Origin of the sequence: Lentzea sp. NPDC102401, from assembly GCF_044765805.1 — a bacterium.
Taxonomy (GTDB): Bacteria; Actinomycetota; Actinomycetes; order Mycobacteriales; family Pseudonocardiaceae; genus Lentzea; species Lentzea sokolovensis.
Map to the genome: position 1 here is coordinate 754,587 of NZ_JBIWKS010000002.1, position 18,410 is coordinate 772,996.

19 protein-coding genes are annotated in these 18,410 nt (G+C 70.0%); 9 read left to right on the top strand and 10 right to left on the bottom strand.

What is annotated here, in order from left to right; translation table 11 throughout:
* The first annotated feature begins 69 nt into the window (after nucleotides 1-69).
* Together ACIRG5_RS09030 and ACIRG5_RS09035 are read left to right on the top strand one after the other, a co-directional pair.
* The gene (locus tag ACIRG5_RS09030; RefSeq protein WP_402903117.1) at nucleotides 70-951 is read left to right on the top strand and encodes a DUF58 domain-containing protein; all 882 of its coding nucleotides are present in this window, start codon (nucleotides 70-72) and stop codon (nucleotides 949-951) included.
* Nucleotides 948-1,913 (top strand): VWA domain-containing protein, encoded by a 966-nt coding sequence (locus ACIRG5_RS09035; protein ID WP_330277363.1) that lies wholly within the window; start codon nucleotides 948-950, stop codon nucleotides 1,911-1,913. The genes ACIRG5_RS09030 and ACIRG5_RS09035 overlap by 4 nt, the downstream gene beginning before the upstream one ends.
* On the opposite strand, the gene ACIRG5_RS09040 is transcribed toward ACIRG5_RS09035, so the two are convergent.
* Entirely contained in the window at nucleotides 1,898-2,431 is a 534-nt protein-coding gene (locus tag ACIRG5_RS09040) for a dihydrofolate reductase family protein (protein WP_402902347.1), read from the bottom strand. The two genes, ACIRG5_RS09035 and ACIRG5_RS09040, sit on opposite strands and share 16 nt — an antisense overlap.
* Before the next feature lie 106 nt (nucleotides 2,432-2,537).
* A complete protein-coding gene (locus ACIRG5_RS09045; protein WP_402902350.1) occupies nucleotides 2,538-3,506 on the bottom strand; it encodes an SDR family oxidoreductase in 969 nt (322 codons plus the stop codon).
* Between the two features lie 121 nt (nucleotides 3,507-3,627).
* On the opposite strand from ACIRG5_RS09045, the gene ACIRG5_RS09050 reads away from it, so the two are divergent.
* Nucleotides 3,628-4,218: a TetR/AcrR family transcriptional regulator gene (locus ACIRG5_RS09050; protein ID WP_402902352.1), complete on the top strand. Its 591-nt coding sequence runs from the start codon at nucleotides 3,628-3,630 to the stop codon at nucleotides 4,216-4,218.
* A 43-nt stretch (nucleotides 4,219-4,261) separates the two neighbouring features.
* Here the strand turns inward: ACIRG5_RS09050 and ACIRG5_RS09055 are convergent, their stop codons facing one another.
* From ACIRG5_RS09055 to ACIRG5_RS09065, 3 genes are read right to left on the bottom strand one after another with little or no spacing between them, the layout of a single operon-like run.
* Nucleotides 4,262-5,098, bottom strand: a complete 837-nt coding sequence (locus tag ACIRG5_RS09055) for a TAXI family TRAP transporter solute-binding subunit (RefSeq protein WP_402903120.1) — start codon at nucleotides 5,096-5,098, stop codon at nucleotides 4,262-4,264.
* Between the two features lie 23 nt (nucleotides 5,099-5,121).
* The gene (locus ACIRG5_RS09060; protein ID WP_402902355.1) at nucleotides 5,122-6,426 is read right to left on the bottom strand and encodes a sensor histidine kinase; all 1,305 of its coding nucleotides are present in this window, start codon (nucleotides 6,424-6,426) and stop codon (nucleotides 5,122-5,124) included.
* Complete coding sequence (locus tag ACIRG5_RS09065) at nucleotides 6,427-7,086, bottom strand: response regulator transcription factor (protein WP_402902358.1); 660 nt, start codon at nucleotides 7,084-7,086, stop codon at nucleotides 6,427-6,429.
* 150 nt (nucleotides 7,087-7,236) lie between these two features.
* Here ACIRG5_RS09065 and ACIRG5_RS09070 point away from each other — a divergent pair, with 150 nt between their 5' ends.
* A complete protein-coding gene (locus ACIRG5_RS09070) occupies nucleotides 7,237-7,554 on the top strand; it encodes a hypothetical protein (protein ID WP_402902361.1) in 318 nt (105 codons plus the stop codon).
* A 55-nt stretch (nucleotides 7,555-7,609) separates the two neighbouring features.
* Here ACIRG5_RS09070 and ACIRG5_RS09075 read toward each other — a convergent pair whose 3' ends face one another.
* The 3 genes from ACIRG5_RS09075 to ACIRG5_RS09085 are packed head-to-tail and all read right to left on the bottom strand — an operon-like array spanning nucleotide 7,610 to nucleotide 11,064.
* On the bottom strand, nucleotides 7,610-8,032 hold the full coding sequence (locus ACIRG5_RS09075; RefSeq protein ID WP_402902364.1) for a hypothetical protein: 423 nt from the start codon (nucleotides 8,030-8,032) through the stop codon (nucleotides 7,610-7,612).
* 1 nt (nucleotide 8,033) lies between these two features.
* Nucleotides 8,034-8,453 (bottom strand): hypothetical protein, encoded by a 420-nt coding sequence (locus ACIRG5_RS09080; protein WP_402902367.1) that lies wholly within the window; start codon nucleotides 8,451-8,453, stop codon nucleotides 8,034-8,036.
* 28 nt (nucleotides 8,454-8,481) lie between these two features.
* Complete coding sequence (locus tag ACIRG5_RS09085) at nucleotides 8,482-11,064, bottom strand: FAD-binding and (Fe-S)-binding domain-containing protein (protein WP_402902370.1); 2,583 nt, start codon at nucleotides 11,062-11,064, stop codon at nucleotides 8,482-8,484.
* Nucleotides 11,065-11,172: 108 nt separating this feature from the next.
* Between ACIRG5_RS09085 and ACIRG5_RS09090 the strand changes: the two genes are divergently transcribed.
* From ACIRG5_RS09090 to ACIRG5_RS09110, 5 genes are read left to right on the top strand one after another with little or no spacing between them, the layout of a single operon-like run.
* Nucleotides 11,173-11,877: a beta-ketoacyl-ACP reductase gene (locus tag ACIRG5_RS09090; RefSeq protein ID WP_330277353.1), complete on the top strand. Its 705-nt coding sequence runs from the start codon at nucleotides 11,173-11,175 to the stop codon at nucleotides 11,875-11,877.
* 48 nt (nucleotides 11,878-11,925) lie between these two features.
* A complete protein-coding gene (gene fabI, locus ACIRG5_RS09095; RefSeq protein WP_093588011.1) occupies nucleotides 11,926-12,693 on the top strand; it encodes an enoyl-ACP reductase FabI in 768 nt (255 codons plus the stop codon).
* A 52-nt stretch (nucleotides 12,694-12,745) separates the two neighbouring features.
* Complete coding sequence (locus tag ACIRG5_RS09100) at nucleotides 12,746-13,771, top strand: ferrochelatase (protein ID WP_402902373.1); 1,026 nt, start codon at nucleotides 12,746-12,748, stop codon at nucleotides 13,769-13,771.
* A gap of 34 nt (nucleotides 13,772-13,805) precedes the next feature.
* Nucleotides 13,806-14,528 carry an ABC transporter ATP-binding protein gene (locus ACIRG5_RS09105; RefSeq protein ID WP_402902376.1) on the top strand — a complete coding sequence of 241 codons (723 nt, stop codon included), beginning with the start codon at nucleotides 13,806-13,808 and terminating at the stop codon, nucleotides 14,526-14,528.
* Entirely contained in the window at nucleotides 14,525-15,259 is a 735-nt protein-coding gene (locus ACIRG5_RS09110; RefSeq protein ID WP_402902379.1) for an ABC transporter permease, read from the top strand. Before ACIRG5_RS09105 ends, ACIRG5_RS09110 begins: the two co-directional genes overlap by 4 nt.
* On the opposite strand, the gene ACIRG5_RS09115 is transcribed toward ACIRG5_RS09110, so the two are convergent.
* Together ACIRG5_RS09115 and ACIRG5_RS09120 are read right to left on the bottom strand one after the other, a co-directional pair.
* Nucleotides 15,260-16,585, bottom strand: coding sequence for an extracellular solute-binding protein (locus ACIRG5_RS09115; RefSeq protein ID WP_402902382.1), 1,326 nt, complete (start codon nucleotides 16,583-16,585; stop codon nucleotides 15,260-15,262).
* On the bottom strand, nucleotides 16,582-18,384 hold the full coding sequence (locus ACIRG5_RS09120) for a VWA domain-containing protein (protein ID WP_402902385.1): 1,803 nt from the start codon (nucleotides 18,382-18,384) through the stop codon (nucleotides 16,582-16,584). The genes ACIRG5_RS09115 and ACIRG5_RS09120 overlap by 4 nt, the downstream gene beginning before the upstream one ends.
* Between the last annotated feature and the right edge of the window lie 26 nt (nucleotides 18,385-18,410).

The following is an 18,410-nucleotide window of genomic DNA, read 5'->3' on the forward strand; positions in this document are numbered from 1 at the left end:
GAAAAGGAAACCAAGGGAGCGGCCGAAGAGCGTCCGTCCTGGGCGCCGCCCGTCCTGCGCGGCGTTCGGATGGAAGCCGCGCTGCGCATGCTGGAGCTCGACGTCCGGCGCCGTCTCGACGGTCTGCTGCAGGGCAACCACCTCGGCCTCGTGCCGGGGCCGGGCACCGAACCGGGCGAGGCGCGCACCTACCAGCCCGGTGACGACGTGCGCCGGATGGACTGGGCGGTCACGGCCCGCACGACGATCCCGCACATCCGGGAGACCGTCGCGGACCGCGAGCTGGAGACGTGGATGGCGATCGACCTGTCGCCGTCGCTCGACTTCGGCACCGCCGCCTGCGAGAAGCGCGATCTGGCCATCGCCGCGACGGCCGCGGTCGCGCACCTGACACGCGGCGGTGGCAACCGGATCGGCGCCGCCGTCTCGACGGGTGCCGAGAACGTCCGCATCCCGGCCCGCGGTGGCCTGGCGCACGCGCGCGGCATGATCCGCAAGATCGCCGAGATCGACCGGGCGCCCGAGGGCACGCGCGGAGACCTGGCGGCGCTGCTGGAACAACTGCGCCGCCCGCCTCGCCGGCGCGGCCTGATCGTGGTGGTCTCCGACTTCCTGGGCGGCATGGAGTGGCAACGGCCGTTGCGCGCCTTGTCCGCGCGTCACGACATCGTGGCCATCGAGGTCGTCGACCCGCGTGACGTCGACCTGCCCGAGGTCGGCACCGTGGTGCTGTCCGACCCGGAGAGCGGCCGCCAGCGCGAGGTGACCGCGTCCGCGTTGCTGCGCAAGGAGTTCGGCGCCGCGGCCGCGGAACACCGGGGCGAGGTGGCGGCGGGCCTGCGCCGCGCGGGCGCCGGGCACCTGGTGCTGCGGACCGACTCGGACTGGATCGCGGACACGGTTCGTTTCGTGGTGGCGCGCAAGCGCCGCTGGTCTGGGGGTGTCGCATGAGCTTCTCGAACTTCGTCGCCCCGTGGTGGTTCCTGCTGCTGCTCGCGGTGGGGCTGCTCACCGCCGGATACGTGGTGGCGCAACGGGTCCGGCGCAAGCGGGTGCTGCGGTTCACGAACCTGGAGCTGCTGGAGAAGGTCGCGCCCAAGCGGGAACGCTGGTCGCGGCACGTCCCGGCGGCGTTCCTGCTGGCGGCGCTCGCGTTGCTGACGGTCGCGCTGGCCGGTCCGACGTCCGAGCAGCGGGTCCCGCGCAACCGGGCGACCGTGATGCTCGTGGTCGACGTGTCGCTGTCGATGAAGGCCACGGACGTCAAGCCGTCCCGGCTGGAGGCCGCGCAGGTGGCCGCCAAGTCGTTCGCCGAGGGCCTCACACCGGGCATCAACCTGGGCCTGATCTCGTTCGCCGGCTCGGCCACCGTGCTGGTCGCGCCGACGACGGACCGTGCCGCCGTCACGCAGTCGATCGACGGGCTCAAGCTCGCCCAGTCGACCGCCACGGGTGACGCGCTGGTGGCCGCGATGGCGTCGATCGACTCGTTCGGCAAGGTCGTCGGCGGCGCCGAGGGCCCGCCGCCCGCCCGCATCGTGCTGATGACGGACGGCAAGGAGACCGTCGGCACCCGCAAGGCGTTCGACGCGGCCGAGGACGCGAAGAAGGCCGGGACCCCGATCTCCACGATCTCGTTCGGCACCGAGGACGGCGTGGTCGACATCGAGGGCCGGCAGCAGTCCGTGCCCGTCGACGACGACTCGATGAAGGAGATCGCGAAGATCTCCGGCGGCGAGTTCTTCAAGGCCGCCTCCGCCGAGGAACTGCGCCGCGTCTACGACACGCTCGGCGAGCAGATCGGCTACGAGAAGAAACAGGCCGACGCCTCGAAGCCGTGGCTGCTGCTCGGCACGATGACGGCGATGTTCGCGGCCGCCGCGGCCCTGTTGCTCGGTCAGCGCCTGCCGTAGGTGAGCAGCACGACTCCGTTGTCGAACGCCCTGGTGCCCTTGAGCGCCAGGGCGTTCGGCTTGCGGAAGAACGGCGTGCCGGCGCCGATCGCGACCGGGTTGACGTAGAGCCGGATCTCGTCGATCAGGTCGTGCTCGAAGAACGTCTGAAGCAGCTCGTTGCCGCCGATCATGGCGTCGCCGGGGAGCGCCTTGATCTCGGCGGGAACGACCTCGGTGCGCGTTTCGGTGTTCCACTCGGTGAACTGCCGCGTGCGCGAGTAGACGATCTTGGGTGTGTCCCGCCAGATCGGGCCGAAGTCGAGCATCGGCTGCGGCCAGTCGAGGTGGTCCTCGGCGTGCGGCCACGCCCGCAACATCAGCTCGTGGTTGCGGCGGCCGTCGACGAACGTGGTCATCTTCGCCAGTTCGTCGTTGATGTGGCGGTGCAGCTCGTCGCTCATGTGGTGCCAGCCGATGTCGTGGCCGGGGCCCTCGAAGAACCCGTCCAGCGAGACCGACGCCATCGTGATGATCATTGTGGGCTCCTCGATGGTGTTCTTCCCGTGTGACTGTGGTTCCGATGCGGTCGAGCACGTGAAGCGGTGTTCCAGTATCGCTCTGTCGTGTCCGCGGGGCCGTGGGTCAGCTTTGGCTGTGCGCGTGTGTTTCGTGGTGTGGCGACCAGATCTCCTCGGCGCGAGCGCTGGCTTGTGGGGTGAAGTAGTCGCCGGTCTCGAGGTCCTCCAGCAAGGTCCTGTGCTTCGGCGCCCAGTTCAGGAGGGCCTGTGTGTGCTCGCTGGAGACGGGTACGTCGAGCGAGAAGAACCTTGCCAAGAAGGGGTTTCCGAGGTGCTCGGCGGCCTGTTCGAGGGTGAGCGAGACGCTGGGGACGCCGAGAATCCGCGCGATCTGCCCGGCGATGCTCTTGATCGTCACGGCGCTTTCGCCGACGGCGTGCAGCACGCTTCCGGCGGGAGCTTTCTCCAGCGCCAGGCGGAAGAGACTGGCGGCGTCCGAGCGGTGGACCGCCGGCCACCGGTTGGCGCCGTCCCCGATGTAGGCCGAGACACCCGCCCTGCGTGCGGCGGCGATGAGAGCGGGGATGAACCCGTGGTCGCCTGGGCCGTGGACGGTCGGCGCGAGTCGCACGACACTGGCTCGCACCCCCTGATCCGCGAAGCTCAGGCACGCCCGCTCGCCCGCTACGCGAACGGCGACGACCGAGTCGGGATCCGGTGCCTCCTCCTCGGTGCTGACCCGGCCACTCCGCATCACCAACGTGCCCGACGTGATGACCAACGGCTTACCGGACCCGCCAAGACCCTGACCGAGCGCCTCGATCGCGCCGCGGTCGCGACGGGCGAGAGCGTCCGGATCGGCGTAGTCGCCGCCGTAGGCCATGTGCAGGACGCCATCGGCGGCCTCGGCGCCACCGCGCAGACTGTCGAGGTCGTCGAGAGAGCCGCGGTGGGAGGTGGCGCCCAGCGCCTCCAGCCGGGTGGCGGAAGCGTCCGAGCGGGCCAGACCGATGACGGTGTGGCCCGCCTCGATGAGTTCGGTGACGACGGTGGGGCCGGTCTGACCGGAACCACCGGTGACGAAGACGCGCATGGCACTCCTGTTTCATGTCAGTGACTGGCGCTACTTGATGTCAGTCACTGACGCTACACGTTACGTCAGTGACTGGCGCAACGTGGCGCCAGTCACTGACATGACGCGGTAGGCTCAGGACATGCCGAGAAGCGGACTGGAAGCGCGCCGCCGCCTTCAGCAGGCGGCCCTGGAGCTGTTCCGGGAACGCGGTTTCGATCGGACCACCACGGCTGAGATCGCGGCCCGTGCCGGCGTCAACGAGCGCACCTACTTCCGGCACTTCGCAGACAAGCGTGAGGTCCTGTTCGACGGTGAGGACGATCTGCGCGCGTCTCTGGCGCAGGCGGTGGCCGAGGCGCCGGAGGGTCTGCGGCCGTTCGAGATCCTGCTCCTCGCCTTCCGGAGAACCGGCCGGGCACTCGAGGCCAACCGCTCGTTCGCGGAGCCGCGATTCGCCGTCATCGCCGCCACACCGGCGCTACAAGAACGCGAGCTGGCCAAGCACGCGTCGCTCACCGAGGTCGTGGCCGAGGCGCTGCGGCGGCGCGCCGTCCCCGACCGGCTGGCCGCGCTCGCGGCTCAGACCGGCTGGGCCGCCTACCGCCAGGCGGTCCAAGCCTGGACGAACGACCCCGGACAGGGCCTGGACGCGCACCTCACTCAGGCCTTCGACGATCTGCGCACCCTGTCCGCGGCCGGTTCATCGACGACGACAGGACCGGAACGCTGACATGGCGTTCTCGGCCGCGTGGCCGGTGGTGGCGAAGCAGACGTCAACCGTGCAACCTCCGGTACTCCGCCGCCGCGCCAGGATGCAGCGGCACCTTGCCCGTGTCGATCAGACTGCGCACGTCGAGGTACTGCGTGCCGAGCGCCTGTTCCGGCACCAGTTCGGCGGCTCTGCCCACGAGCAGCCGCACGACGGCGCTCGCGTGCTCTGCGGTGAGATCCGGCCGGCACACCAGCAGGTTCGGCGTGCCGATCGTGGGGACGTCGACCGGGGAGCCGTAGACGCCCATGCGGACGTCCACGCGTTCGTAGACCTTGCCGTGGTCCTGGCGCAGCTTCGGCAGAAAGCCGTCCAGCGGCAGGAGTCTGATCCCGCTGGCCTTGTCGAGTTCCGGGGTCGGGACGCCGCCGGACCACAGCAGGGCGGCGATCTCGCCCGCCTTGAGGGCGTCGACCGCGTTGCGCAACGGGTAGTGCGCCTCCTGAACGCCCAGCGCGAGCCGTGAACCCTGCAGGGCGGCGCCGGATCCGGCCGCGCCCAGGGACACCGGCTTGCCGATCAGGTCGGCGGCGGTCGTGTACGGCGAGGACTTCAGGACCACCAGCTGCAGGTAGTTCTCGTAGACGCGGCCCAGTGCGACGAGGCCGGGTTCCATGTGGGCGCTGTCGCTCAGCGACAAACCTATGTCGGCGGTGCCTTCGCGCAGGTGCCTGAGGTTGTCGGCGCTGCCGCCGGTCTGGATCGGCGTGATGGTCAGCGGGGCGGGGGAGAGGCGCGAGATCAGTCCGGCGAAGTCGTTGTAGAAACCGCCGGGCTCGCCGCCGGCGATCCTGATGGTGCCGTCCGGTTCGGAGGAACCGCAGGCGGTCACCGCGAGCATGCCCAGCAGGAACGTCCGGCGCCTCACAGCAGCGGCTCCTTCGGCAGTTCCACCGTCACGACCAGGCCGTTGTCGGTGTGCAGCTTCAGCTTTCCGTCGTGCGCGGTGACGATGCGTTCCGCGATCGCGAGGCCCAGGCCCGTGCCGCGCCGGGTGTCGTCGCCGCGCCAGAACCGTTCGGTGGCGTGCTTGATGTCCTTTTTGGACAGACCGGGTCCGTTGTCCCGCACGGTCAGCGTGGCGCGGTCGCACACCACCGTGATCTCCGAACCGCCGTACTTGATGGCGTTGTCCAGCACCACGTCCAGCACCTGCGCGAGGTCCGACACCGCGCACCGCACGAGTCCGGGCGCCCGGTCGTCGACGGTGATCGTGACGCCCTCCGCCTGGGCCGCCGCGCGCCACGCGTCGACCCGGTCGTGTGCCACGACCTGGAGATCCGCGAGTTCGGGTTCGACGCCGCCGGCCGCGCGTTCGGTCGCGGTGCTCTCGGCGTTGGCGAGGGCGAGAAGCCCGTCCAGCAACGACTCCAGGCGTTCGACCTCGGTCAGCAGCGATCCGTTGGAGGGCAACATGTCGACGCGCAACCGCAGTGCCGCCATCGGGTTGCGCAGCTGGTGCGAGGCGTCGGCGATCAGTCGTCGTTGCTGGTCGGCGGCCTCGGCGACGGCATCGGACATGCGGTTGAACGACTCCGACAGCGCCCGCAGCTCTGCCGGTCCGGCGGTGTCGGCGACGTGCGTGCGCCGTTGGCCCTCGGCGACCGCTCGCACACCCCGGTCGAGTTCCTTCAAAGGCCTGAGCAGCCAGCGGGAGACGACCAGTGCCAGCAGCACGCACGCGCAGGCCGCCAGCAACGCCCCGGCCAGCACGATCGCCCAGCGCCGTGCCACGTCGAGCGCGGCCACACGCGTGGAAGCCCGCAGCACCACGGCGCCCGCGACCTTCGTGCCGATGCCGACCGGGCGGGCGAACAGGACGTCGCCGCCGTTCCACGGCAGCACGGTCGGCACGGGCGCGGCGGGCTGGTTGCGCAGGGCCGCGTCGATCTGCGCGGACACGTCCCCTGCCGTCATGCCCGACTCCACGACGGGCGTGCCGGACGCGTCGACGACCACGATCTCCTCGCCGTAGACCTCGGCGTACCGCTCCGCCTCGGACACCACGACGTCGACGGGCAGTGTGGCGAAGCGGTCCAGGTCGGCGGTGCGGCTGATCACGAACTGCTGGGTGCGTTCGGAGGCGGTGCTCATCAGCAACGGGAACGCGAACGCCGTCACGGCCGAGAGCGAGAACAGCAGCAGCACCAACAGAAGCCGTTGCCGCATCTATTCACCGAGCCGGTAGCCGAAACCGCGGATCGTGTGCAGCAGCCCCGGCCGGTCGAGCTTGGCGCGCAACTGTGTGAGGTGCACGTCGAGCGTGCGTGACACCGCGACGAACGCGTTGCCCCACACCTCGTCCATCAGCTGCTGCCGGCTCACCGCCGTGCCGGGACGTCGCGCGAGCACCGCCAGCACGTCGAACTCCTTGGTGGTCAACGAGATCTCGCGCCCGCCGACCACGACCTGACGGCTCTGCAGGTCGATCTCCACATCGGACACCCGCACGACGTCCTCGGGTTCCTGCGACCGGGCCGCGCTGCGCCGCGCCACCGCGTCGATGCGCGCCAGCAGTTCGGCCAGCCGCACCGGCTTGACCAGGTAGTCGTCCGCGCCGAGCCGGAGCCCGCGCACCACCGTGCGTTCGTCACCGCGGGCGGTCAGCACGAGCACCGGCACCGGGTCGATCCTGCGGAGCTTGCGCAGCACCTCCAGGCCGTCCTGGTCGGGCAGGCCGAGGTCGAGCAGCACCACGTCCGCGTCGCGGTGGGCGATCAGCGCGTCGGAGCCCCTGCGCACGCGGGCAGGCCGGTGGCCGTTCGCCCGCAGCGCTTCCACCAGGGCGTCGGCGACACCGTCGTCGTCTTCGACCAACAGCACCCGCATGGGAGCAGTATCAGCCATGAAGTCTGTTTCGTGTGCGTGGCGACGCGCCTAAGGGACGGTTAAGTTGCCCGCGGGCCGGGCGGAGGTTCCCGTACGTTCGGATGCACGGGACGTAGTCGTTCCATCACAACAGGTTCTGGGGGAATCTGAATGCTCTTGAAGAAGACTCGTGCGCTGATCCTGTCGGCGGGACTTGCCGCCGCCGCGCTCACTCTGACTGTGCCGGCCTCCGCCGCACCCGTGAGCACGGCGTCGGTGTGCGGCCTGCACTACGAGGCGGGCGCGCCCACGCAACTCTGGTGGCACAACTGCGACGCGTCGCCAGACCTGGTGGAGCTGCACTACGCCGTGCTGCCCAACCAGAAGGTGTGCATTCCGCCGTACGCCGACCAGTGGGTGGCGAGCCAGGACTACGACAACCCGCTGGGCTGGGTGAACTCGCTGTCCCTCGCCGGCGAGTGGTGCTGATCGAGCAGGCCTCGCGGAGGGCGGTCTTGCGGCGACCGCCCTCCGCCTTCCGCCACTAGCAGCGTTCGTCGGTCGAACCGGAGGCGCTGTAACCGGATCCGAACACGTTGCCCGCCGCGTAGGTGCAGACGTTCAGCGTGTTCGCGCCGTACGACCACAGCTCCTGCTTGGTGCCGTCGTGGCCCGCGTAGTCGACCGCGCCGTCACTGGTGCGCGTCCAGATGCCCGCCCGGATGTGGTTGGACGGGTGCTTGGCCTTCCACGCGTCCCAGATGTAGACGTACGCCCAGTTCTTGTTGCAGCCCTTGAACTGCTTGAGCGACGCCACGGTCTCGGAACCGTGCTTCAGGTACTTCGTCGACCCGATCTGGGTGACCCCGCTGGAGCACTTGGGGTTCGTCTCGGCGTGAGCGGCGCCGGTGAACGTCATGGCGATGGCCGCGGCCGCGAGGGCGGTGGCACTGATCTTCTTCAGCATGTCAGCAACGCTCCTCGGTCTCGGCACCGCCGCTGTAGCCCGACGCCAGGATGGAGCCGTAACCCTTGGTGCACTTGGTCAGCGTGTCCGTGCCGTAGGACCACAGCTCCTGCTTGTTCTCGGCCCGGTTGTAGCCGCTCGGGAACTCGGCGCCGCGGACCTGGACACCAGCGAAGAGGCTGTAGGTCCGGTGGTTCGCGCGCCACGAGTCCCAGACGTAGATGTAGCCCCAGTTCTTGCCACAGCCCTTGAACTGCTTGACCGACGCAATGGTCGTGCTACCGCTCTTGACGTACTTGGTGGCGCCCATCTGCGTGACTCCGCTGGAGCACGACGGGTTCGTCTCGGCCTGCGCGGACCCCGTGAAGGTCATCGCGATCGCCGCGGCCGCCAGCACGGCGGCACCAATCCTCTTCTGCATGCGCACGACGATGGCCGGGCGCGGTTAGTCAGCGGTAAATCACACCCAGCCGGGCCGCGAGCGCGCTGGCCAGGTGGACCGGCTCGCGTTCGGTGGTGTGGCGGATCTGCGTGCGGCAGCTGAAGCCGTCCGCGATCACCAGCGCGTTCTTGTTTTCTCGCAACGCCGGCAGCAGGTCCTGTTCGGCGCAGGCGATCGAGACGTCGTAGTGCCCCTTCTCGAAACCGAAGTTCCCGGCCAGCCCGCAGCAGCCCTCGACGATCTTCGGCTTCAGCCCCGCCTTGGCCATCGCCTCGCGGTCGGGGTCGAACCCGAGTTCCGCGTACTGGTGGCAGTGGGTTTGCACGACGGCCTCGCGGGCGCCCTCGAGTGCGGGCAGCTTCGGCGCGACGTGCTCGGCGAACGTCCGGGTGGCCCGCGCCAGCGCGTGGACGGACGGTTCCTGCGAGAGCTTCGGGGCCTCGGTCCTCAGGAACGCCGTGCAGCTCGGTTCCAGGCCGATCACCGGGACGCCCTGGCTCGTCCACGGGTGCAGCGCCCGCGCGGTGCGTTCGATCACCCGGCGGGCCTTGGAGAGTTGACCCGTCGAGTGCCACGTCAGTCCACAGCAGACGTTCGCGGACGGCACCTCGACCCGGTTTCCCAGATGTGCCAGCACGTTCGCGGCGTCGAGGCCGACCCCCGGTTCGAAGTGGTTCGTGAACGTGTCGGGGAACAGCAGCACCGGATCGCCCTCGCCGAGCGGGTGCAGCTGGCGGACGAGGCGAGTGGTCTGCGTCGGCAGTTCGCGTTCCGGCGTGATCCCGGCAAACCGGCCGAGTTTCGCGGTGAACCTGTTGACCAGCCCGTACTTCAGCCACGTCGGCAGCCAGCCCATGGCGTAGTGCGCAAGTGGCCGGATCCGCCTCTTGTAGTGCTCGTGCAGGAATTCGGCCTTGTAGCTCGCCATGTCGACGTCGACCGGGCAGTCGCGCTTGCAGCCCTTGCAGCCCAGGCAGAGGTCCAGGGCCTCCGCGACCTCGGGCGACCTCCAGCCACCCTTGACCACGTCGCCGTTGAGCATCTCGAACAGCAGGTGCGCGCGGCCCCGCGTGGAGTGCTTCTCCTCCTTGGTCACGCGGTAGCTCGGGCACATCACGCCGCCCTTGGTGTTCAGGCACTTGCCGACGCCGACGCACCGCCGCGTGTCGATCGCGAACTCCGCGCGGGTCGGGATCTTCGGCGGTGCGACCAGGATCCGCAGGTCGTCGTCGAGCTTCAGCGGCTCCACGATCCGGCCGGGGTTGAGCAGGTTTCCGGGGTCGAAGGCGTGCTTGAACTCGCGGAACGCCCTGATCGCCTCCGGCGGGTACATACGGCTGAGCAGCTCGGACCGCGCCTGTCCGTCGCCGTGCTCGCCCGACAGGCTGCCGCCGTGGCTGACGACCAGGTCGGCGGCGTCCTGCAGGAACTCGCGGTAGCCGTGCGCGAGGTCGAAGTCGATGCGGACGTGGATGCACCCCTCGCCGTAGTGGCCGTAGGTGATGCCGCGACGGCCGTACCCGGTCAGCAGCTGGTCGAACTCGCGCAGGTAGGCGCCGAGGCGCTCCGGCGGGACGGCCGCGTCCTCCCAGCCGGACCAGGCCTCGCTGCCGTCGGCCATGCGGGTGGCGAGGCCAGCGCCGTCCTCGCGGATCCGCCACAGTGCCCGCTGCTGCGCCGGATCGTGGATGATCATCGAGTTCCTGGTGATCCTGGCGACGCGTCCGGGGTCGTCCTCGACCTCGACGAACAGCCAGCTCCGCCCTTCTGGCAGCTCGGGGCGGCTGCGGACGCTGTGCACCAGCGACTCGTTCAGACCTTCGATCGCGAGCGCGTTCTCGATCTGGGTGACCTGGTCGGCGGCCTCGTAGGTGTCCGCGAAGCCCAGCACGACCAGGACGCGGCGTTCCGGCCTGCGCACGAGCTTCAGTTCCGCGCCCAGCAGCACGACACAGGTGCCCTCGGTGCCGACGAGCTGCTGCGTGAGCGTCGGGGCGTCCAGCGCGTACCCGCTGACCCTGCGGCCGAGCTGGGGAAACCACGCCGGGTCGTGGTCCGGCAGGGTGAGCGGAGGCGGGTTCGTCGTGTCGAACGTGCGGCCGTCGGCGGTCAGGACCTGGAGGTTCGTGACGTTCTCGCTGGTCTTGCCCCACCTCACCGAGTGCGCGCCGCACGCGTTGTTGCCGATCATCCCGCCGATCGTGCAGCGGGAGTGCGTGGACGGGTCCGGGCCGAAGAGGTGGTCGCCGGCCTGCGCGTTGATCCTGTCGAGCACGGCGCCCGGCTGGGCGAACGCGCGGTCCCCGGAGATCTCGAACGCGGTCAGGTACCGGCTGAAGTCGATCACCAGGCCGGTGCCGCACGCGTTGCCCGCGATGGACGTTCCCGCGCCACGGCTGGTGATCGGCACCCGGTGCTCGGCGGCCAGCCCGACGGCCGCGACCACCGCGTCCGTCGTGCGCGGACGGACGACCACGCGTGGCACGTGCCGGTAGTTCGACGCGTCCGCCGAGTACAGAGCCCGGCTGGCCGGGTCGTCGAGCACGTCGCCGTCCACATCGCGCCGGAGCTGATCGAGAAAGGCCCGCATCACCCGATCATGCCCGCCTCGATGTGACATGCCTCCGCCGATGCCGGTCTACCTGCCGGTAGCCGATAACCTCACCCGGTCAACCAGCAGCGATTCTCAGGAGAGCTAGTGAGTCGGTCCGTTCTGGTCACCGGAGGCAACCGCGGCATCGGCCTCGCCATCGCGCAGGCGTTCGCGGCGCAGGGCGACAAGGTCGCCGTGACGCACCGCGGGTCCGGCGCTCCCGAAGGCCTGCTCGGCGTGAAGTGCGACGTGACGAACTCGGCGGAGATCGACGCCGCGTTCACCGAGGTCGAGGCCGCGCACGGTCCCGTCGAGGTGCTCGTCTGCAACGCGGGCATGACGCAGGACACGCTGCTGCTGCGCATGAGCGAGGAGCAGTTCACCCAGGTCGTGGACGCGAACCTGACCGGCGCGTTCCGGTTCGCCCAGCGCGCCTCTCGCGGCATGCTGCGCAAGAAGTTCGGCCGCATCGTCTTCATCTCGTCGGTAGTGGGCCTCACCGGCGGCGCCGGCCAGGTCAACTACGCCGCCTCCAAGGCAGGCATGGTCGGCATGGCGCGCTCGATCGCGCTGGAGCTCGGCTCGCGCAACATCACCGCGAACGTCATCGCGCCCGGCTTCATCACCACCGACATGACGGCGGACCTGCCCGAGGCGGTCCGCGAGGCAGCGCTCAAGCAGATCCCGGCCGGCCGTTACGGTGCGGCCGACGAGATCGCGCGCGCCGTGACGTTCCTCGCGGCCAACGAGGCGGGCTACATCAACGGTGCCGTGCTGCCGGTCGACGGCGGCCTCGGCATGGGCCACTGAGTTATCTGAACTACGGCTGGTCTCCTTACTGCGAAAGGGTTGGATCAAGTGACCGGACTGCTCGAAGGCAAGCGACTGCTGATCACCGGTGTGATCACTGATGCGTCCATCGCCTTCCACGTCGCACGCGTCGCCCAGGAACAGGGCGCGGAGGTCGTGCTGACCGGGTTCGGCCGGATGAGCCTCGTGACGCGCATCGCCCAGCGCCTGCCCAAGCCCGCGCCCGTCGTCGAGCTCGACGTGCAGAACCAGGAGCACCTCGACACGCTCGCCGACCGCGTACGTGAGCACGTCGACGGCCTCGACGGCGTCGTGCACGCCATCGGCTTCGCCCCGCAGAGCTGCCTCGGTGCGCCGTTCATGGACGCGCCGTGGGAGGACGTCTCCGTCGCGATGCACGTCTCCGCCTACTCGTACAAGGCGCTCGTGCAGGCCACGCGGCCGTTGCTCTCGCACGGCGCGTCGGTCGTCGGCCTCGACTTCGACGCTCGCCAGGCGTGGCCCGCCTACAACTGGATGGGCGCGGCGAAGGCGGCGTTCGAGTCGATCAACCGCTACATGGCGCGCGACCTCGGCCCGGACGGCATCCGCGTGAACCTGATCTCCGCCGGCCCGGTCCGCACGATGGCCGCGAAGTCCATCCCGGGCTTCGGCGAGCTGGAGAAGATGTGGGGCGAGAAGGCTCCGCTCTCGTGGGACGTCGACGACCCCACGCCGGTCGCGAAGTCCGTCTGCGGCCTGCTGTCCGACTGGTTCCCGGCCACCACTGGCTCGATGGTCTTCGTCGACGGCGGCGTGCACTTCCTCGGTCTCTGACGTCACATCTGTTCGTCATGTGAGGCGATCGGGCGTCTGATTGGATGGAGCGGTGAGTTTCGACGCGCTGCTCTGGCTGTCTTTCGGAGGACCGGAAGGTCCTGAGGACGTCCGTCCCTTTCTGGAGAACGTGGTTCGCGGACGTGGCGTGCCGCCGGAGCGGCTGGACGAGGTCGAGGCCCACTACCAGCACTTCGGCGGCGTGTCGCCGATCAACCGCCTGAACCTCGAAGCCATCGAGGCCGTGCGGGCCACCGGTTTCGAGCTGCCGATCTACTTCGGCAACCGCAACTGGCACCCGATGGTCGAGGACGTCGTCGCGCAGATGAAGGCCGACGGCGTCAAGCGCGCGCTGGTGTTCCCGACTAGCGCGTACGGCGGCTACTCCGCGTGCCGCCAGTACGACGAGGACATCGTGCGCGCCCTGCAGGCCGTGCCGGACGGCCCCGAACTCGTGAAGCTGCGCCAGTTCTTCGACCACCCGCTGTTCATTTCTTCCTTCGCCGACGGCATCCGCGCCGCCGCCGCGTCCCTGAACGGCCCGTACCGGCTGGTCTTCACCGCGCACTCGGTGCCGGTGTCCGCCGACAAGGCCGCCGGGCCGCCCGCGGAGGGCGGCTACCGCTACTCGCGCCAGATCGTCGAGGCCTCGCGGCTCGTGGCCGCGGAGCTGGGCGTCACCGAGTACGACGTCGTGTGGCAGTCGCGTTCGGGCCCGCCGCAGATCCCGTGGCTGGAGCCGGACGTCGTCGACCACATCGACGCCCTGCACGCCAAGGGCGTCACCGGGGTCGTCGTGTGCCCGATCGGGTTCGTGTCCGACCACCTCGAGGTCGTGTGGGACCTCGACACCGAGGCGCGCGACCGTGCCGCGGAGCTGGGCATGGAGTTCGCCCGCGCCGCCACTCCGAACGCGGACCCGCGCTTCGCCGAGCTCGTGGTCGAACTGGTCGCCGAGCACACCGCCGATGCTCCCGTGCGGAAGCTGTCGTCGTTCGCGGTGGCCGGCTGCACGGTGAACGGTGCCCCGTGCGCGCCGTTGTGTTGCGAACCGGCCAAGAGGCCTGCCCGAACCTAGACAGCAGTTTTTCAACGGATGCAGAATTGGTTGCATGACCAGTTCCGATGCCGTTGAGGTCACCGGGCTCCGGGTGCGCCGGGGCAAGCGCCTGGTCCTGCGGGATGTGAGCTGCACGATCCCGCGGGGCAGCGTCACCGGCTTGCTCGGCCCGTCCGGCTGCGGCAAGACCACGCTGATGCGCTCGGTCGTCGGCGTGCAGATCGTCGAGTCCGGCGAGGTGACGGTGCTCGGCGCCCCCGCCGGCAGCCCCTGGTTGCGGAACCGGATCGGGTACGCGACCCAGAACCCGGCCGTCTACGCCGACCTCAGCGTGGCCGAGAACCTCCGCTACTTCTGCGCGGTGCTGCGGGCTCCCCGGTCCGACGTGCGGCGGGTGATCGACGAGGTCGGGCTCGGCGGCCAGGAGTCGCAGCTCGTGTCGTCGTTGTCCGGCGGTGAGTTGTCGCGGACGAGTCTCGCGGTCGCGTTGCTCGGCAAGCCCGAGTTGCTCGTCCTCGACGAGCCGACTGTCGGGCTCGACCCGGTGCTGCGCGACGAGCTGTGGACGTTGTTCCGGGAACTCGCTGATCGTGGCGTCACGCTGCTCGTCTCCAGCCACGTCATGGACGAGGCCGCGCGCTGTGAACGGCTGCTGCTGATGAGGGATGGCGCGCTGCTGGCTGACGACACCCCGGCGGCGTTGCTGTCGGAGACCGGCACGAGCGACCTGGAGCAGGCGTTCCTCTCGCTGGTCCGGGCGAAGGAGACAGCGTGAACACCTCGATCCTGCTGGCCACGACCGTGCGGATCCTCACCCAGTTCCGCCACGACCGCCGCACCGTCGCGCTGATGGTGCTCATGCCGTCGCTGCTGCTGATCCTGCTGCGGTTCGTCTTCAACTCCGACCAGGCCTTCAGCCGCGCCGCACCGGCCCTGCTGGCGGTCTTCCCGTTCGCGATCATGTTCATCGTCACGTCGATCACGACCCTGCGCGAGCGCACCACGGCCACGCTGGAACGGTTGATGACGATGCCGATGGGCAAGCTGGACCTGTTGTTCGGCTACGCGCTGGCGTTCGGGATCGTGGCGCTGGTCCAGGTGCTGGTCGCGGTCGGCATCTCGCTGACGTGGCTCGGCCTGGAGATCGGCGGCTCGGTGTGGCTGCTCGTGGTCATCGCCGGGCTGGACGCGCTGCTGGGCACGGCACTGGGCCTGTTCGCGAGTGCCTTCGCGCGCACCGAGTTCCAGGCCGTGCAGTTCATGCCGTTGTTCGTGATGCCGCAGGTGTTGTTGTGCGGGCTGTTCGCGCCACGAGAGGCCATGACGCCCGCGCTGGAATGGCTGTCGAACGTCATGCCGCTGTCGTACGCCGTTGACGCGCTCACGGCCGTGACGAAGTCGTCCGACGTCACGGGTGAACTGGTGCGCAACCTCGCGATCGTGGCGGCGTGCGGACTCCTGGCGCTGGTGCTGGGCGCGGTGACGCTGCGCAGGCGCACGCCCTGATCACCGGCCTTGAAGAGCCGCGGTCAGCGCCTCCTCGGCGTTGCCGGGCAGGGCGCCGTCGTGGTCGAGGGCGTAGCGGACGATCGTGCGGAACTCGTCGCTGAAGCGCGAGTAGTACGGGGTGAGCGGCCGTAATCGCGCGTCCTCGATCGCCTTCAGCAGCGTGCGGGCGTACGGGTGTTCGGTGGCGACCCGGCTGTCCTGGTAGACGATGCTGCGGGTGGCGGCGAGGCCTCCGCGTTCGAAGAGGAGCTGCTGGCTGCGCGGGCCGGTGAGGAACTCGATGAGGGCCTGGGCGGCGCGGGGTTTGGCGGACTTGGCGGAGATCGCGAGGTTCTGGCCGCCCAGCACGCTCGGGCCGGGCAGCTGCGCCACCTCGAAGTCGATGGCGGGGCGGCCCGCGGACTCGCCGCGGTTGCCCTGCAGGGTGCGGTGGGCCACGGGCCAGTTGCGCATGAAGACGACCTTGCCGTCGCGGAACGCCTGGGTGGTCAGCTGCTCGTTCTGCGCGCGGGATTCGGGCAGCACCACGGGTTTCTCGCCCTTGAGGCCGTCGGCGAGCCAGCGCAGGGCGCGGCGGGTGCGGTCGGAGTCGATCACGACCTTGCCGCTCTCGTCGACGACGTCGCCCTTCTCCGCCCAGATCAGCTCCAGGGCGTTCACGGTGAGGCCCTCGTAGTCGAGGAACTGGCCCGCGTAACCGGCGGTGAGGCGGGCGTCCTGCGCGGCACGCAGCGCTCGGGTCGAGGTGTCGGCGATGTCGTCGAGGCCGAGGGGTTCGTCCTGGACGAGGTCCTTGCGGTAGAAGAGCAGGCCCGCGTCGGTGTTGAACGGCAACGCCCACAGCACGCCCTGGTAGCGGCAGCTCTCCAGCGGACGCCGCAGGAAGCCACTGGTGTCCACGGTGGACAGCGGACGCAGGTAGCCGGACTGGGCGAACTCGGCGGTCCAGGTGACGTCGAGGTTGAAGACGTCCGCGTTGTCGGCCTTCTCCCTGGCCCGCGCGACCATCTCGCTGCGCTGGCCGTCCGCCTCCGTGGGCAGTTCGATGATCTCCGCGGGCTGTTCGGGGTGCTCGGCGTTCCACTGGTTGATCAACGCGCGCCGCTGGCCGCCGTCGCTCTGGTCGCGGCCGCTGAGCACGACGAGCTTGCCCTTCTCCCAGTCGGTCGGCTCGCGGAAGAGCGGTTGCACCCCGCTGGTGAACAGGATCGTCAGCACGATGCCGACGGCCACGCCCATCGCGAGCCACGACCGGTTCGCCCACACCACACCGGGCGGGCCCAGCCTCGGCAGAGCCGCCCACGTGCGCCGCACCCATCTCATCCGGCACCTCCCCACACCCGGCGGAACAACGCCGCCAGGTCGTCGCCGAGCGTGTCCGTGGTCGAGTCACGGCACTCACCGCCGGACGCGTCCGTGATCGCGGTCAGCGCGTGGGCCGCACAGCTGGCCTCGCCGACGGCGATCACGAACACCCGGATCCCCTTCTGCCGCACCGCGTTCACCACGTCCTGCCGGGTCTGCGGGCTCGTCGTGTCCTCGCCGTCGGTCAACGCGATCACCGCGCTGACGTGGTCCGCGTCGTTGGCGCCGACCCGGTCGAGGCTGTCGAGGATCGCCTGGTGCAGCGGCGTGCCACCGGTGGGCCGCACGGCGTTCAACGCGGCGGTGGTGGCCTCCTTGTCCCGCCTGCCGAGGGGGACGAGTGGCCGGACCTCGGTGTCGTTGAACACGGACAGGCCGTACGTGTCCTCGGCACCCATCTGTGTGAGCGCCTTGCGGACACCTTCGACCGCCACGTCGAACCGCTTCTCACCGGTGGCCGTCGGCTCGACCATCGACCCGGACGCGTCGAGCGTCAGCCAGACGCGTCCGTCCCTCTTGGCCTGCTCGTACTTCTTCAGGAACGCGGTCTGGGCCTCCTCGTCGGGTGCGGCCTCGGCGCGGTCGAGCGCCAGGCCGGCCCGCACCCCGTACTCCTCGCGGAACTCGGCCCCCGCGGCCTGCCGGGCGGGACGCAGCCCGGCGGTGTTGAGCGCCGTCATGCCCTCCTGCGTGCCGAGCCACGCCTGGAACGCCTTCGCCGGCGCGCGGGCGGCGAAGTTGGACACGTCCGGCGCGTCCCACTCGACGAGGTTCAGCGGGTAGTCGGCGCGGTAGGTGTCCGACGGGTACAGCGCGGTCAGGCACGGCTTCTGCGCACAGCCGGTCTTGTTGTGCCGCACCAGGACCTGCTCGGTCGTGATCATCGCGGCGCCCGGCTGCGGCCGGTCGGTCTCCGTGACCCTGCGCTCGACGACGGCCGGTTCGAGCGACTCGTACAACGCCACCGTGGCGAGCCTGCCGTCGATCGCCATCAGCGGGTTCGGCCTGCCGATCGCGATCTCGGTCCTGCCGACCTTGGTCATCAGCTCGCCCCACGTCTCCGGGGAGCCGGAGACGACGTCCTGCGCGATCGGCGTGGGCACCGCGAGCACGACGGGCGAGAACGCGACGGAGTCGCCCGGCGTGATGCGCACCGCCGACCCGATGCCGCCGGTGCGGCGCACCACCTCGTTCGTCTCCGTGGTCGAGTCCGGCAGCCACACGTCCGGGTGCGGCCCGATCTCCCGCAGTTCCGGCGACGACCAGGAGGACCGCAGCGCGATCGCACCCCGGTTGCCCGGCGCCGCGAACACGTAGAGCCGCGCCGTGCGGCACCCGTGGTTCTCCGCGGCCGTGTGCTGCTCGAACTTCCGCGCCACCTCCCCGATCGCGGGCAACGCGTCCTGCGACGTCAGGACCCGCACCTCGGTCGGTTGTGGACAGCCGAGCAGCAGCACCCGCCCGTACGCGATCACCGGCGGTGCCGCGAGCGCGATCAGTCCCGCCGCGACCACCAGCACGGCCGTGAACACCACCCAGCGCAACCGGATGCGTTTGACCAACTGGTTCAACCGGTCGATCGCGGACGCGGACAGCACGAGCAGCGTGGCGCCGATGCCGTAGAGCACCCACGACTGCCAGGTCGAGAGCGCCCCGGTGGCCGTCTCCGAGAGCAGGTGCCCGGCTACCGCGGCCAGCATGAGGGCGCCCGCGTACCTGGGCGCTGTGCTCGACCGGCGCTGGTCGACGTCCTCCATCCGGCGTTCCTCCCCGATCGGCACCC